This is a genomic window from Mycobacterium sp. (genome assembly GCF_025965855.1).
Lineage (GTDB): Bacteria > Actinomycetota > Actinomycetes > Mycobacteriales > Mycobacteriaceae > Mycobacterium.
The window spans coordinates 1-15,326 of record NZ_JAOPWB010000225.1; the positions used below are offsets into that span (position 1 = coordinate 1).

A 15,326-nucleotide genomic window follows, 5' to 3' on the forward strand; every position below is an offset into this window, starting at 1 on the left:
GAGGGTCCCGCAATTGCAACAACCCAGGCCGTTATCGATAACGGCGCTCTGGGAACACGCGTCATTGTCTTCGAGACCGGACGACTCGCCCGCCAAGCGGCAGGCGCAGTAACCGTCACCCTCGACGAAGAGACGATGCTTATTTCAGCCACGACGGCAGGCAAGTCGCCGCGTGATTCATTCGACTTCTTCCCACTGACGGTGGACGTCGAAGAGCGGATGTATGCCGTCGGCCGCATCCCCGGCTCGTTCTTCCGTCGTGAGGGCCGCCCCTCCACCGACGCGATCCTGACCTGCCGGCTCATCGACCGCCCGCTGCGTCCGTCGTTCGTGTCCGGGCTGCGCAACGAGATTCAGGTCGTGGTGACGATCCTGAGTCTGGATCCGAACGACCTGTACGACGTGCTGGCGATCAACGCCGCGTCGGCCTCCACCCAGCTTGGCGGCCTGCCGTTCTCGGGCCCCATCGGCGGTGTGCGGGTCGCGCTGATCGACGGCACCTGGGTCGCCTTCCCCACCGTCGAGCAGCTCGAGCGGGCCGTGTTCGACATGGTGGTGGCCGGCCGGATTGTCGGTGAAGCCGACGGCCAAAAAGATATAGCCATCATGATGGTCGAGGCCGAGGCCACCGAGCACGTCATCGCGCTCGTCGAGGGCGGCGCCCAGGCGCCGACGGAAAGCGTTGTGGCCGAAGGCCTGGAGGCCGCCAAGCCGTTCATCGCCGCGCTGTGTACCGCGCAGCAGCAGCTGGCCGACGCCGCCGCGAAACCGACCGGCGAGTACCCCGTGTTCCCCGAGTACGGCGACGACGTCTACCACTCGGTGGCCTCGGTGGCCACCGACGAGCTGGCCGCCGCGCTGACCATCGGCGCCAAGGCCGAGCGCGACCAGCGCACCGACGAGCTGAAAGCCGAAGTGCTGGCGCGGCTCGCCGAAACCTACGAGGGTCGCGAAAAAGAGGTCAGCGCCGCGTTCCGCGCACTCACCAAGAAGCTGGTCCGCCAGCGCATCCTCACCGACCACTTCCGCATCGACGGCCGGGGCATCACCGACATCCGCGCGTTGTCGGCCGAGGTGGCCGTGGTTCCGCGGGCACACGGCAGCGCGCTGTTCCAGCGGGGCGAGACCCAGATCCTCGGTGTGACCACGCTCGACATGGTCAAGATGGCCCAGCAGATCGACTCGCTGGGGCCCGAAACGTCCAAGCGGTACATGCATCACTACAACTTCCCGCCGTTCTCCACCGGCGAGACCGGCCGGGTCGGTTCGCCCAAGCGCCGCGAGATCGGTCACGGCGCGCTCGCCGAGCGGGCCCTGATCCCGGTGCTGCCCGCCGTCGAGGAATTCCCGTACGCCATCCGCCAGGTATCCGAAGCTCTCAGCTCGAACGGCTCGACCTCGATGGGGTCGGTGTGCGCGTCCACGCTGGCACTACTGAACGCCGGCGTGCCACTCAAGGCGCCGGTGGCCGGCATCGCGATGGGGCTGGTCTCCGACGACGTCGAAATTGAGGCGGGAGACGGCACAAAATCTACCGAGCGCCGCTTCGTCACCCTGACCGACATCCTCGGTGCCGAAGACGCGTTCGGCGACATGGACTTCAAGTGCGCCGGCACCAAGGACTTCGTCACCGCGCTGCAGCTGGACACCAAGCTGGACGGTATTCCCTCGCAGGTTCTGGCAGGTGCTCTCGCTCAGGCCAAGGACGCCCGGCTGACCATCCTCGAAGTCATGGCCGAGGCCATCGACGCGCCCGATGAGATGAGCCCGTATGCGCCGCGGGTGACCACCATCAAGGTCCCGGTGGACAAGATCGGTGAAGTCATCGGGCCCAAGGGCAAGATCATCAACGCCATCACCGAGGAGACCGGCGCGCAGATCTCCATCGAGGACGACGGCACGGTGTTCGTGGGCGCCACCGACGGGCCCTCGGCGCAGGCCGCGATCGACCGGATCAACGCCATCGCCAACCCGCAGCTGCCGACGATGGGCGAGCGGTTCCTCGGAACCGTGGTCAAAACAACGGATTTCGGCGCGTTCGTGTCGCTGCTGCCCGGTCGCGACGGCCTGGTGCACATCTCCAAGCTCGGCAGGGGCAAGCGCATCGCGAAAGTCGAGGACGTCGTGAACGTCGGCGACAAGCTGCGGGTGGAGATTGCCGACATCGACAAGCGGGGCAAGATCTCGTTGGTCCTGGTCGACGAAGAAGAAAGCACTGTCAGCGCACCTTCTTCGGCTCCCGCAGCGCCTGCCGATGCCGCGACAGCCAGCAGCTGATCCCGCGGCGTCCCTGCGTCGGGGCACGCAGATCGCCGAGGTGAACGCCGACCACAAGGCCGTCCGCCGCACCACGCTGCCGGGGGGCCTGCGCGTGGTCACCGAGTACCTGCCCGCGGTGCGCTCGGCCTCGGTCGGGGTCTGGGTCGGTGTCGGATCGCGCGACGAGGGCGCCACCGTGGCCGGGGCGGCGCACTTCCTCGAGCATCTGCTGTTCAAGTCGACCCCGACCCGCACGGCCGTGGACATCGCCCAGTCGATGGACGCCGTGGGCGGGGAGCTGAACGCGTTCACCGCCAGGGAGCACACCTGCTACTACGCACACGTCCTCGACAGCGACCTGGAGTTGGCGATCGACCTGGTCGCCGACGTGGTGCTCAACGGTCGCTGCGCCGCCGACGACGTGGAGCTGGAACGCGACGTCGTCCTCGAAGAGATCGCCATGCGCGACGACGACCCCGAGGACGCGCTGGGCGACATTTTCTTGTCGGCGCTCTTCGGTGACCACCCCGTGGGCCGCCCCGTGATCGGCACCGCGCGTTCGGTTTCGGCGATGACGCGGGGCCAGCTGCACTCGTTTCATCTGCGGCGCTACACCCCGGAACGGATGGTCGTGGCGGTGGCCGGCAACGTCGATCACGCCGAGGTGGTCGCGTTGGTGCGCCAGCACTTCGGTCCGCATCTGGTCCGCGGACGGCAGCCGATCGCACCGCGCAAGGGCGCCGGGCGGGTCACGGGGCAACCCGGGCTGACGCTGGTCAACCGGGATGCCGAGCAGACCCACGTGTCATTGGGTGTCCGCACCCCCGGGCGGAGCTGGGAGCATCGCTGGGCGCTGTCGGTGCTGCACACCGCGCTGGGCGGCGGCCTGAGCTCCCGGCTGTTCCAGGAGGTTCGGGAGCTGCGCGGCCTGGCCTATTCGGTCTACTCGGCGGTGGACATCTTCGCCGACAGCGGCGCGCTGTCGGTGAACGCCGCGTGCCTGCCCGAGCGTTTCCCCGATGTCATGCGGGTGACCAGCGAGGTGCTCGGCGCCGTGGCACGTGACGGCATCACCGAGGCGGAATGCCGCATCGCCAAGGGGTCCTTGCGCGGCGGGCTGGTCCTCGGGCTGGAGGACTCCGGCTCCCGGATGAGCCGCATCGGCCGCAGCGAACTGAACTACGGCAGACACCGCAGCATCGAACACAGCTTGCAACAGATCGAAGGGGTGACCGTCGAGCAGGTCAACGCAGTGGCCCGCCGCCTGCTGGGCAAGCCCTACGGCGCGGCCGTTCTGGGCCCGTACGCATCGAAACGATCGCTGCCCCAACAACTTCGGGCGATGGTAAATTAGCCGGATGGTTCTGGGCTTTTGGGATATCGCGGTGCCCATCGTGGGTGCGCCGATGGCCGGCGGCCCCGGCACCCCGGCGCTGGCTGCGGGGGTGTCCAACGCGGGCGGGCTCGGTTTCATCCCCGCCGGGTACGTGAGCGCCGAGCGGTTCGCCGACGACATCGCCGTCGCGCGCACCATGACGACCGGCCCGCTCGGCGTCAACCTGTTCGTGCCGCAGCCCAGCGTCGCCGACTGGATAGCGCTTGACTATTACGCCGACGAGCTCGTGGGCATCGCCGAGCACTACCAGTGCGAGGTCGGCCGGCCCGAGTTCGGTGACGACGACGACTGGGAGCGCAAGCTCGAGGTGGTATCCGACGTACGCCCGGAGCTGGTGTCCTTCAGCTTCGGCGCGCCGCCGCCGGACGTGATCCGGCGCTTCAGCGCGCAGGGGTTGCTGGTGATGGTCACCGTGACGTCGCCCTACGAGGCCGGGGTCGCCGTCGCGGCCGGTGCTGACAGCCTGGTGGTCCAGGGGCCCGCGGCCGGTGGGCACCGCGGCACCTTCGCGCCGGACATGGAACCGGGCACCGAGTCGCTGCACGAGCTGATCGATCGGATCCACCGGGCGCACCGCGATGTCCCGATCATCGCGGCGGGCGGGCTGGGCACCGCCGAGGACGTCGCCGGCGTCCTGCGCAGGGGAGCGGTGGCCGCGCAGGTCGGCACCGCGCTGCTGCTCAGCGACGAGGCCGGCACCAGCCAGGCCCATCGCACCGCCATGAAGAACCAGCTTTTCGCCAAGACCATCGTGTCGCGTGCGTTCTCGGGCCGGTATGCGCGCGGCCTGGAAAACGAATTCATCCGGCGCCTCGACAACGTGGCCCCGCTCGGTTATCCCGAGGTCAACCAGATGACGTTGCCGATCCGGGAGGCGGCGGCCGAATGGGAAGACCCGAACGGGATGGCCCTCTGGGCGGGAACGTCGTTCAAGCAGGCCCGTCCGGGGCCGGTGGCCGACATCGTCGCGGGCCTCAACTGCTAGTGCTCAGGTCAACACGCTGGCCGGGTCGGTGTACGGCAAACGCACGTCGGTGGCCACCCGTTCGGACAGCAGTATCCCGTCGTGCGTCGAAAGCCCTTTGGCCAGAGCGGGATCCGACTGGCACGCCGCCCGCCAGTCGTGGTCGGCGAGCCAGAGCACATACGGCATCGTCGCGTTGGTCAGTGCGAGGGTCGACGTCTTCGGCACCGCGCTGGGCATGTTCGCCACGCAGTAGAACAGGGTGTCGTGCACCGCGAAAGTGGGCTCGTCGTGGGTGGTGGGCCGCGAATCGTCGAAGCAGCCGCCCTGATCGATGGAGATGTCCACCAGCACCGCTCCCGACTTCATCTGCGCGACAAGGGAATTCGATATCAGCTTGGGAGCCTTGCCGCCGGGCACCAGGACCGCCCCGATCACCAGGTCGGCGCGCTTGACGGCACCTTCGAGCTCGTAGGCCGACGAGTAGCGGGTGCCGATGCGGCCGGCGAACTCGGCGTCGAGCAGCCGAAGCTTGGCGAGGTTGACGTCGAAGATCATGACGGTCGCGCCCATCCCGCCGGCGACCCGGGCGGCGTTGTAGCCGGCCGTGCCGGCCCCGATCACCACGACATCGGCGGGCTTGACGCCCGGCACCCCGCCCATCAGCACGCCGCGCCCGCCCTGGGTGCGCATCAGGTGATAGGCGCCGACCTGAGCGGAGAGCCGACCGGCGACCTCGCTCATCGGCGCCAGCAACGGAAGCGCGCCGTCGGCGGTCTGGACCGTCTCGTAGGCGATCGAGGTTGCGCCGGAGGCCAATAGCGCGTCGGTGCAGGCGCGCGAAGCGGCCAGATGCAGATACGTGAACAGGACCTGGCCGCGGCGCAGGAGGCCGTACTCGGCCGGTATCGGCTCTTTGACCTTGAGCAGCAGGTCGGCGTCGGCCCACACCTGTTCGGCGGCGCTGGTCAGTTGGGCGCCCGCCGCCTTGAACTCCGCGTCGGAAATCGCCGACCCTTCTCCGGCGCCGGACTGGATCAGAACCTCGTGGCCACGGCGGGTCAGCTCCGTGACACCGGCCGGGGTGACGGCCACCCTGAATTCGTTGGTCTTGGTCTCGGTGGGAATCCCTACGCGCATGCCTCAAGTGTGAAGAAAGTTCGAAAGCCCGGCAAACATGCTGATGATAATTCGATAGAGTCGTGTCGTGCCCGATCTATCTCCTGAGCGGAACCGCCAGCAGGCTGACCAGCCGAAGGATGTTCGACCCGCCGACCTCGACGCGGTGGATCGCAAGATCCTGACCCTGCTGCACGGCGACGCCCGCATCACCAACAACGCGCTCGCCGAGGCGGTCGGAATCGCGCCGTCGACGTGCCACGGGCGGGTCCGGCGGTTGGTGGACCTCGGGGTCATCCGGGGTTTCTACACCGACGTCGACCCGGTCGCCGTCGGATTGCCGCTGCAGGCGATGATCTCGGTCAACCTGCAGTCCAACTCGCGCGGCAAGATCCTCAGCTTCATCCAGCAGATCCGCACCCGGCGGCAGGTGATGGACGTCTACTTCCTCGCCGGCGCAGACGATTTCATCCTGCACGTCGCCGCCCGCGACACCGCGGACCTGCGCTCGTTCGTCGTCGAGAACCTCAATGCCGACGCCGACGTCGCGGGCACGCAGACGTCGCTGATCTTCGAACATCTCCGTGGAGCGGCACCGATTTAGTCTTATGATCGGCGGATGGAGATCGACGCCGGTAAAGAGGCCGGACGGGGCCGGCGATGACGAGGCGCGATCCCGCCGTTGCCGTCGTCGGAGCCGGCATGTCCGGGTTGTGTGTCGCAATCGCGTTGCTGCGCAGCGGCATTCGCGATGTCATCATCTACGAGAAGGCCGACGAGGTGGGCGGCACCTGGCGGGACAACACCTATCCCGGTCTGACCTGTGACGTACCGTCGCGCGTCTACCAGTACACCTTCGCCACGAAGCCCAACTGGACGCACATGTTCTCGCCCGGCCGCGAGATCCAGGCCTACTTCCGCGGCGTCGCCGAGCAATTCGCGCTGCGGGACCGGATCCGGTTCGGCACCGAAATCGTCGGCGCGCGATTCGAGGGCGGCCGTTGGGTGCTGCGATCGGACGCCGGCGACGAATCGGCCGTGGACTTCCTGATCTCGGCGACCGGCGTGCTGCACCATCCGCGGATGCCGTCGATCGCCGGGCTGGGCGACTTCGGTGGTCATGTCTTTCACTCCGCGCGCTGGGACCATTCCGCCCCGCTGCCAGGGCGCCGAATCGCGGTGATCGGCAACGGATCCACCGGCGTGCAGCTCGTCTGCGGGCTGGCCGGCGTGGCGGGCAGGGTCTTGCTGTTCCAGCGCACCGCGCAGTGGATAATCCCGATGCCCAACCCGCGATACTCCAGGTTCGCCGCTCTCACCCATCGGGCCGTTCCGTGGCTCGACCGGTTGGCGTATTGGGCCTACAGCCTCAGCTTCGACACCTTCGCGGTCGCGCTGACCAAGCCGGGCCTGCGGCGAACACTGATGGGCGCGCTGTGCCGCGTCAGCCTGCGCCGAGTGCGCGATCCCGGATTGCGTGCGGCGCTGACGCCCGGCTACCAGCCGATGTGCAAGCGGTTGGTGGTGTCGGGCGGGTTCTACCGCGCGATTCAGCGCGACGATGTCGAGCTGGTGACCGCCGGCATCGACCACGTGGGATCCCGTGGCATCGTGACCGACGACGGCACACTGCACGAGGTGGACATCATCGTGCTGTGCACCGGGTTCGACACCCACGCGTTCTTCCGGCCGATGCGCCTGACCGGCCGAGACGGCATCGCCGCCGACGACGTGTGGCGCGACGGGCCGCGGGCCTACCAGACCGTGGCGATGCCCGGTTTTCCCAACTTCTTCATGATGCTGGGGCCGCACAGCCCGGTGGGCAACCACTCGCTCACCTCGGTGGCCGAACACCAGGCCGATCACATCCTGGGCTGGATCGAGCGTTGGCGACGCGGCGAATTCGACACCGTGGAGCCGACGGCCCCGGCGACCGAGAGTTACAACGCGCAGCTGCGGGCGGCGATGCCGGACACCGTGTGGACCACCGGCTGCGACAGCTGGTACCTGAACAAGGACGGGGTGCCAGAGGTCTGGCCGTTCACGCCGGCCAAGCATCGCGCCATGCTGGCAAACACCGATCCCGGGCAATACGACTTGCGACGGCACGTCGCCGCCGGCTGACGGCCGGGTTCTAAACGGGATCTATACTTGCCAGCACTGAAAAGGGTAGGGGGCCCACGATGTTCACCGTCGACGACCAGGCAGCGGGTCCGCATGACGCGTCGTTGGACCACGAGCGCCTGGTCCTCGAGGCACGCGACGTGGACTTCGATTGGGCAAAGTTGCCGTTCCACTACGTGCCGGGCGAGCCGTTCGCCACCCACGTCCTCAACGTCTTGCACCTGCTGCTGCCCGCCGGTGAAGAGTTCTTCGTCGACGTGTTCAAGCGGAGTCTGCCGCTGATCAAGGACGATCAGCTGCGGCTTGACGTGCAGGGGTTCATCGGCCAGGAGGCCATGCATTCTCAGGCGCACTCGAAAGTGCTCGCCCACTTCGCCGCGCAGGGCGTCGACCTGACCCCGTACACCGACCAGATCAGGTGGCTGTTCGAGAAGCTGCTTGGCCCCCGGCCCGGGTGGAGCCAGCGACGCCGGCACAGCTGGCTGCTGGAGCAGATTTCGATCGTGTCCGCGGTCGAGCACTACACCGCCATTCTGGGCGAGTGGGTGCTCGACTCACCGGCCCACGACGCCATCGGCACCGATCCGGTGATGCTGGACATGCTGCGCTGGCACGGCGCCGAAGAAGTCGAGCACAAGGCCGTCGCCTTCGACACCATGAAGCACCTGCGCGCCGGGTATTTGCGACGGGTGCGCGCCCAGCTGGTCGTGACGCCGGCCATGCTGTTGTTCTGGATTCGCGGGGTCCGCTTCCTGTATTCGGTGGACCCGTACCTGCCGGCGGGAAGCAAGCCGCGCTGGCGGGACTACTTGCGCGCGGCGCGGCGGGGTCTGGTGCCCCGGCCGCTGCGCTTCGTGCGGGTGGTCGGCGACTACTACCGGCCGGGTTTCCATCCGTCCCAGCTGGGCGGGCTGGGGCTGGCGGTCGACTACCTGGCGCTCTCGCCCGCCGCGCGCGCGTCGCACTGACTTATGGCCACAACTCCGAGCGTCACCGCCTCCGACGGTGTCACCTTGGCGGTACACCCCTACACCGAGATCGACGCGGCGCGCCCGACCATCCTCGCGATTCACGGCTGGCCCGACAACCATCACCTGTGGGACGGTGTGGCCCGGGAGTTCGATGAGCGCTACTCCGGCCGCTACAACGTGCTGGCCTACGACGTCCGCGGCGCCGGCGAATCATCGCGCCCCGCAAAGCGATCCGGGTATGCCTTCCCCCAACTGGTGTCCGACATCGGCGCGGTGATCGACAGCCTGGGTGTCGGGCCCGTCCACTTGTTGGCCCACGATTGGGGCTCGATCCAGGCCTGGGCGGCCGTCACCGACGACTCGGTGATGGGCAGAGTCGCGTCGTTCACCTCGATTTCGGGTCCGCACCTGCAGTACGCGGGCAGGTTCCTCCGCTCGGCGCGAACTGCCCGGGCGGCGGGTCAGGTCGCCAGGCAGCTGCTGGGCTCGGGGTACATCGCCTTCTTCCTGTGTCCCGGCGTGCCGGAACTGGCGTTCCGCTCCCGGCTCGGTGTGAAAGTTCATGAGGCTCTCGAGTGCATCGGTCGGTCGAGTACCCGCAGTCGACGCGAGGCGCCGCCGCGGTCGATCACCGACTACCTCAACGGGCTCAACCTGTACCGCGCAAACATGCCCGGGCCGATGTTGCGGCCCGGGCCGCAGCTGCCGAAAACCACCGTTACCGTTCAGGTTCTGGTGCCGCGCAAGGACATCTTCGTGACGCCCGCGGTGCAGCGGTTCACCGGTGCGATTCCCGCCGGGGGCCGGGTGATCCCGATCGAGGGCGGGCACTGGGTGGTGACGTCGCGCCCCGACGTGATCGCCCGGCTCACCGCCGAGTGGGTCGACCAAACCGTCAGCGGCTCGGCCGGCCGACTGGGTGTGCGCGGGGGGCCGCGCGAGGTTGGCGGCAAGCTCGCGCTGGTCACCGGGGCCGGCGCGGGCATCGGCCGGGCGACCGCGGTGGAGCTGGCCCGTCACGGCGCCCGCAAGGTGGTGATCGTCGATCGCGACCTGGCCGCCGCCGACGAGAGCGCGGATGCCGTGCGCGCGGCCTGCGCAGAGACTGCGGTGTACCGGGTCGACGTCAGCGACGACTCTGCGATGAACGACCTTGCCGCGCAAGTGCTTAACGAGCACGGCGTGGTCGACATCCTGGTGAACAACGCCGGCATCGGGATGGCGGGGCGGTTCCTGGAGACGAGCCCGGCCAACTGGGAAGACATCCTGGGAGTCAACGTCCGCGGCGTCATCTCCGGCAGCAGGGCGTTCGCGGCGCAGATGGTCGAGCGCGGCGAGGGCGGAACGATCATCAACGTCGCGTCGGCGGCGGCGTTCATACCGTCGAAGTCCATGGTCGCCTACGGCACCACCAAGGCGGCGGTGCTGGCGTTCAGCGAATCGCTGCGGGCCGACCTCGCCGACGAGGGCATCTCCGTCACGGCCGTGTGCCCGGGATTCGTCAACACCAACATCGCCAAGAGCACCATCTACGCCGGGATGACCGCCGAACAACAGGAGCGCGCGCGGGAGAAGGCCGACGGCGCGTACCGGCGCCGCAACTACACGCCGGAAGCCGTGGCCAAGGCGATCGTCAAGGCCGTCAAGACCGGTCCCGCCGTGTTGCCGATCGCCGCCGAATCCAGGATCGGTTACGCGCTGCGGCGCATCAGTCCGTCGGCGCTTCGGCTGTTCGCGCGCTACGACATTCGCCAAAAATAGGGATTTCGTCGTGCCGGGGAGCATTTGGAGTAGCAGGCCCGTCGACCTGTACGGCCGGCGTGACCGCGATCGCCTCGGCACCCTGCTGTGCGGCGTCCGCGTGTTCTTTGAAGGATTCGCCGCGACCTCGCGGTGGCAGCCGTCGCGGGTGAAGCCGGTGCCGCGTGCCTTGCGGGCGGTCATCACCAAGCGCCAACTCGTCGCCCCCGACGTGGTCGCGCTGACGTTGGCCGACCCGGACGGCGGGTTGCTCCCGTCGTGGACGCCCGGCGGGCATATCGACGTGCAACTGCCCTCGGGCCGGCGCCGGCAGTACTCGCTGTGCGGCCCACCCGGGCGCCGCACCGACTACCGCATCGCCGTCCGCCGGATCGCCGACGGCGGAGGCGGTTCCATCGAGATGCATGACGCTTTCGATGTGGGGGACACGTGCGTGTTCGAAGGCCCGCGCAACGCGTTCTATCTCGGCACGGCCGAGCGCGACGTGCTGTTCGTCCTCGGCGGCATCGGGGTGACGCCCATCCTGCCGATGATGCAGGCGGCGGTGCAGCGCGGAATCGATTGGCGCGCAATCTATGCCGGAAGAAGCCGCGAGTACATGCCGTTCCTGGACGAGGTGATGTCGCTGGCCCCGGAGCGGGTGACAGTGTGGGCCGACGACGAGCACGGCCGCTTCGCCGGTGTCGACGACCTGCTGGCCGGCGCCGGTCCGACCACCGCCGTGTACGTGTGCGGGCCGACGCCCATGCTGGAGGCGGTCCGCGTGGCGCGAAACGAATTCGCTGACGCGCCTTTGCATTACGAGCGGTTCAGCCCGCCGCCGGTGGTCGACGGGGTTCCGTTCGAGTTGGAGCTGGCGCGGTCGCGACGAGTGCTCAGCGTTGCGGCGAATCGGTCGGCGCTCGACGTCATGCGCGATCTCGATCCGACGACCCCCTACTCGTGCCAGCAGGGCTTCTGCGGGACATGCAAGGTCAAAGTGCTTGCCGGGCAGGTCGATCACCGTGGCCGGGTTGCGATCGGTGACGACGAAATGGTGGTCTGCGTGTCGCGGGCGAAGGGCGACCGGGTGGTCATCGACGCTTGAGCCGGTAGCCCACGTGGCCCACCTTGATGCCCGGCAGCGGCTCCCAGTCAAGGGTGCGGCCGTCGACGTGAAAGTTGTTCTTCTCGTAGAAGCGGCGCGCCTTGTCGTTCTTCACTGCGCACCAAAGGATCACGTCACCGGACGGATTTGTGCTCAGGACTTCGCCGAGCAGGCGGCCACCGATGCCATGCCGCTGGCTTTCGTCCGCGATGTAGAGCGCGTCGATCTGAAGAGCGTCTTGTTCGTCAGGGTCCGGCCCGAAGATGGCCACGCCGAGCGTGCGGCCTCCGTCCTCGGCGACCCACATCCGCCAGCCGTGGCGATTCAGCGTGTTGGGATAAATCTCGGCGACCCAGCGCTTCGCCGGACCCAGTATGTCGAGCAACGGCGGCGCGAGTATTCCGGCCCAGGATCGTCGCCACACCGGATAGTGCATCTCCGCGACGTCGGCGAAATCGTCCGGCGCGGCTTGACGGATCCGGATGTCGCTGGCCTCCACACGTCAAGGCTAAGGGCGTCGCTCCAGATAGGCGGCCAGGGCGTTGGTCAGACCCCGCCGGGCCATGTCGAGGTCGGCGTACGAGCCGAGCTGGCGCTCCGACACCAGGCCGCGCATCGCGCCGGGGATGAGCGCCGCCACCTCCCGCAGCCGGTCCGGGTCGACGTCCAGGCCCGTGAAGGCGTTCTGGCAGGTCTCGAGCCAGCTCTTGCCCCACGAGAACAGCTCGGCGGCCGTGCGCGGGTAGAGGCGTTCGAGCTCGCGGGGGTCGCGGGGGAGCGCGGCCCGCAGGTTTTCGATCGCGCGGGAATCCGCCGATGCCAGGCCGCGGTAGAGGGTGTCGATGATGGCGCCGACACGCTCCCGCAGGGGGGCCTCCGGTTGGAGCGGTGTCGAGAACGTCGCGGCGCGTCGCTCGGCGGTGCGATGTAGCACGGCGGCCCAGAATCCGTCGGTATCGCCGAACTGGTACTGCACCGCGCCCCAGGTGGCGCCGATCTCCTTGGCGATGCGATTGGCCGACACCGAGCCCGGCTCGCCCGAGGCCAGCGACTTCAGCGCGGCCTCCAGCATGCTCTCGCGCGTCGCGTGGCCGCGCCGATTGGTGCGCCGCCCGGCGACCTTGGCGTCGGTCACCCTCCGAGCCTAACATTTTCATAGAGGGTACTGTGATTTTGTTGCGACGCGACCTATCATTCCTACGCGAGGAGGTCAGCTCAGATGGCTAAGCCGCCGTTGTCGATGAAACCGACCGGATGGTTCCAGGTCGCCTGGTCCGACGAGATCGGCGTCGGCGACGTGCACAAGATGAAGTACTTCGACCAGGAGATGGTCGCGTGGCGCGCCGAGTCCGGCGGGATCACCGTGATGAACGCCTACTGCGAGCACCTCGGCGCGCATCTCGGTCACGGCGGCAAGGTCGTCGGCGACGTGCTGCAGTGTCCGTTCCACGGCTGGCAGTGGAGCCAGGAGGGGCGCAACGTCTGCATCCCTTACCAGGATCGGCCCAACCGCGGCAGGCGGATCCGCAACTATCCCGTGGTCGAGCGCAACGAGTCGGTCTACATCTGGCACGACGTCGAGCGCCGCGAACCCGACTTCGATGCGCCCGACGTATTCGCGTCATTCGAGGACGGCAGGGGCGCGGACGACTACTACCCCCAGCAGCGGTTGTACCGGGAGGCTCTGCAGCTGCACCCGCAGTACGTCCTCGAAAACGGGGTGGACTTCGCGCATTTCAAGTACGTCCACAACACGCCGATCGTGCCGGTGTTCACCCGCCACGACTTCGCCGGCGCGGTGTCCTTCGTCGACTTCACCATCACGTTCGAAGGCGACGATGGCCAGAAGATCGAGGACGTGAACAGCGGCGTGGAGGCCATCAACGGAGGGCTGGGCATCGCCGTGACCAAGAGCTGGGGGATGATCGACAATCGCACCATCTCCGCAGTCACCCCGGTCGACGAATTCACCTCCGATGTCCGGTTCATGGTGTACATCGGGCGGGCGCCGGGCAAGGATCCGGCCCGGGCCGAGCTCAGGGCGGCCGAATTCGGGCGGGAAGTGATACGGCAGTTCGAGCAGGACGTCGAGATCTGGCGCCACCAGCGCTACTCGGACCCACCCGCGCTGGCCACCGACGAGTATGCGGGTTTCACCGCAATCCGCAACTGGGCCAAGCAGTTTTATCCCGACGGCATCGGTGGCGGCGCCGCCGAAGTGTACGCAGCATCCCAGAAAGGCTGAACTTCAAATGAATGCACCCGCTCGACCGATCCGCGTCTTCCAGGTGGCTACCGGAAACGTCGGTTCCGAGATGATCAAGCGGATCGCCACGCAGCCAGACCTGGAACTCATTGGCCTGCACTGCTATTCGCCGGAGAAGATCGGGCGCGATGCGGGTGAACTCGCTGGCGTGGCTCCCAACGGGGTGAAGGCCACGGGCACCGTCGAGGAGATCATCGCGGCTAGGCCGGACGTGCTGACGTTTCACGGCGTATTCCCCGACGAAGACCTCTACGTCAAAGTGCTTGAGGCGGGGATCAATATCGTCACCACGGCCGACTGGATCACCGGGTGGCACCGCGACAAGAACCACCCCCACCCGTCGGGCAAGCCGGTGACCCAGCTGCTGGCCGAGGCCTGCGAGAAGGGCGGCGCCACGTTCTACGGCACCGGCATGAACCCGGGCCTGAACCAGATCCTCGGCGTGGTGTGCTCGGCCGACGTGGCCGAGATCGAGAATGTCACCACCATCGAGTCCGTTGACGTGTCGTGCCACCACTCCAAGGACACCTGGCTCGAGGTCGGCTACGGCCAACCGGTCGACGATCCGGAAATCCCGTCGAAGCTGGAGAAGTACACCCGCGTCTTCGCCGACAGCGTGCTGATGATGGCCGACTGCTTCGGCCTGCCCCTCGACGAGGTGAAGTTCAGCTACGAGCTGGGCGCCTGCACCAAGGACGTCGACCTGGGCTGGTACACGCTGCCCAAGGGTTCGCTGGGCGGCAACTACATCAGATACCAGGGCATGGTGGGCGGGGTGCCCCGCGTCGAGACGCACCTGGAGTGGCAGATGACCCCGCACACCGATCCGAGCTGGAACATCAAGGGCTGCTACATCACTCAGATCAAGGGCGACCCGTGCGTCTACAACAAGCACATGATCTTCCCCAAGCCCGGTGTGGATCTGTCCAATCCGGACAACTTCGCCTCCATCGGCATGACGGTGACGGGCATGCCCGCCCTACACTCGATCAAGTCGGTGGTGGCGGCGCGCCCGGGACTCATGACCAGCGCCGACCTGCCGCTGCGCGGGTTCGCGGGGCGGTTCAAGAGTTAGGCGCTTGCGTCAAGGGCGTCAAGGAGCCTCGTCGTCATCCTCGTCGAAGAGGCGTTCCGGGTGGTGATAGTCGTTGGTGCGCGCGCCGCGGTCTAAGTGCGGCGGCGGGATCCATTCGGTGCGCCCGTTGGGGAGTTTTCTGGTCCGCCAGCCGTTTTCGACGAGCTTGTGGTTGGGCGGGCAGGTGAAGGCGAGCCTGTCGGCGTCGGTCCGGCCGCCGGTCGCCCACTCGTCGACATGGTGGACTTCGCACCAATACCCCGGCACGTCGCAGCCCGGGTGGGTGCAGCCGCGATCCTTGGCG

14 protein-coding genes are annotated in these 15,326 nt (G+C 67.8%); 10 read left to right on the forward strand and 4 right to left on the reverse strand.

What is annotated here, in order from left to right; genetic code table 11:
- The first annotated feature begins 12 nt into the window (after positions 1–12).
- From JWP83_RS19130 to JWP83_RS19140, 3 genes are read left to right on the forward strand one after another with little or no spacing between them, the layout of a single operon-like run.
- Positions 13–2,277, forward strand: coding sequence for a polyribonucleotide nucleotidyltransferase (locus JWP83_RS19130; protein WP_297733087.1), 2,265 nt, complete (start codon positions 13–15; stop codon positions 2,275–2,277).
- Complete coding sequence (locus JWP83_RS19135) at positions 2,255–3,613, forward strand: pitrilysin family protein (protein ID WP_297733047.1); 1,359 nt, start codon at positions 2,255–2,257, stop codon at positions 3,611–3,613. The genes JWP83_RS19130 and JWP83_RS19135 overlap by 23 nt, the downstream gene beginning before the upstream one ends.
- Before the next feature lie 4 nt (positions 3,614–3,617).
- Entirely contained in the window at positions 3,618–4,640 is a 1,023-nt protein-coding gene (locus JWP83_RS19140; protein WP_297733050.1) for a nitronate monooxygenase, read from the forward strand.
- Positions 4,641–4,643: 3 nt separating this feature from the next.
- On the opposite strand, the gene ald is transcribed toward JWP83_RS19140, so the two are convergent.
- Complete coding sequence (gene ald / locus JWP83_RS19145; RefSeq protein WP_297733053.1) at positions 4,644–5,759, reverse strand: alanine dehydrogenase; 1,116 nt, start codon at positions 5,757–5,759, stop codon at positions 4,644–4,646.
- 67 nt (positions 5,760–5,826) lie between these two features.
- Between ald and JWP83_RS19150 the strand changes: the two genes are divergently transcribed.
- Genes JWP83_RS19150 through JWP83_RS19170 form a run of 5 tightly spaced genes read left to right on the forward strand, consistent with a single transcriptional unit; the run spans position 5,827 to position 11,681 of the window.
- Positions 5,827–6,342 carry an Lrp/AsnC family transcriptional regulator gene (locus JWP83_RS19150; protein ID WP_297733056.1) on the forward strand — a complete coding sequence of 172 codons (516 nt, stop codon included), beginning with the start codon at positions 5,827–5,829 and terminating at the stop codon, positions 6,340–6,342.
- Between the two features lie 56 nt (positions 6,343–6,398).
- Positions 6,399–7,862: an NAD(P)/FAD-dependent oxidoreductase gene (locus JWP83_RS19155; protein ID WP_297733060.1), complete on the forward strand. Its 1,464-nt coding sequence runs from the start codon at positions 6,399–6,401 to the stop codon at positions 7,860–7,862.
- A 59-nt stretch (positions 7,863–7,921) separates the two neighbouring features.
- Positions 7,922–8,830 carry a metal-dependent hydrolase gene (locus JWP83_RS19160; protein ID WP_297733063.1) on the forward strand — a complete coding sequence of 303 codons (909 nt, stop codon included), beginning with the start codon at positions 7,922–7,924 and terminating at the stop codon, positions 8,828–8,830.
- A 3-nt stretch (positions 8,831–8,833) separates the two neighbouring features.
- Positions 8,834–10,594, forward strand: coding sequence for an SDR family oxidoreductase (locus tag JWP83_RS19165; RefSeq protein ID WP_297733066.1), 1,761 nt, complete (start codon positions 8,834–8,836; stop codon positions 10,592–10,594).
- Between the two features lie 10 nt (positions 10,595–10,604).
- Entirely contained in the window at positions 10,605–11,681 is a 1,077-nt protein-coding gene (locus JWP83_RS19170) for a PDR/VanB family oxidoreductase (protein WP_297733069.1), read from the forward strand.
- Here JWP83_RS19170 and JWP83_RS19175 read toward each other — a convergent pair.
- Complete coding sequence (locus tag JWP83_RS19175; RefSeq protein ID WP_297733072.1) at positions 11,668–12,180, reverse strand: GNAT family N-acetyltransferase; 513 nt, start codon at positions 12,178–12,180, stop codon at positions 11,668–11,670. The genes JWP83_RS19170 and JWP83_RS19175 overlap by 14 nt on opposite strands.
- 9 nt (positions 12,181–12,189) lie before the next feature.
- Positions 12,190–12,753: a TetR/AcrR family transcriptional regulator gene (locus JWP83_RS19180; protein ID WP_297733090.1), complete on the reverse strand. Its 564-nt coding sequence runs from the start codon at positions 12,751–12,753 to the stop codon at positions 12,190–12,192.
- A 147-nt stretch (positions 12,754–12,900) separates the two neighbouring features.
- On the opposite strand from JWP83_RS19180, the gene JWP83_RS19185 reads away from it, so the two are divergent.
- Both JWP83_RS19185 and JWP83_RS19190 read left to right on the forward strand, forming a co-directional pair.
- A complete protein-coding gene (locus JWP83_RS19185; protein WP_297733077.1) occupies positions 12,901–13,926 on the forward strand; it encodes a Rieske 2Fe-2S domain-containing protein in 1,026 nt (341 codons plus the stop codon).
- A gap of 7 nt (positions 13,927–13,933) precedes the next feature.
- Complete coding sequence (locus JWP83_RS19190; RefSeq protein ID WP_297733080.1) at positions 13,934–15,022, forward strand: dihydrodipicolinate reductase; 1,089 nt, start codon at positions 13,934–13,936, stop codon at positions 15,020–15,022.
- An 18-nt stretch (positions 15,023–15,040) separates the two neighbouring features.
- Here JWP83_RS19190 and JWP83_RS19195 read toward each other — a convergent pair.
- Positions 15,041–15,326 (reverse strand): HNH endonuclease signature motif containing protein (locus JWP83_RS19195; RefSeq protein WP_297733083.1); only part of this gene is annotated, 286 nt, incomplete at its 5' end.